This window comes from Enterobacter sp. EC_50, assembly GCF_019584525.1.
GTDB lineage: Bacteria > Pseudomonadota > Gammaproteobacteria > Enterobacterales > Enterobacteriaceae > Enterobacter > Enterobacter roggenkampii.
The window spans coordinates 1-213 of record NZ_VDAF01000137.1 but is presented as its reverse complement, the minus strand read 5'-3'; the positions used below and the strand labels follow the sequence as shown (position 1 = coordinate 213).

The 213-nt window shown below is 54.5% G+C and carries 1 pseudogene; it reads left to right on the top strand.

Annotated features, from left to right (window positions below):
* Positions 1-213: pseudogene (locus FHC48_RS23375) on the top strand (IS1-like element transposase); the annotation flags it as partial.

Below are 213 nucleotides of genomic sequence, written 5' to 3'. Positions count from 1 at the left end.
GCCGGACATCAGCGCTATCTCTGCTCTCACTGCCGTAAAACATGGCAACTGCAGTTCACTTACACCGCTTCTCAACCCGGTACGCACCAGAAAATCAGTGATATGGCCATGAATGGCGTTGGATGCCGGGCAACCGCCCGCATTATGGGCGTTGGCCTCAACACGATTTTACGTCACTTAAAAAACTCAGGCCGCAGCCGGTAACCTCGCGCA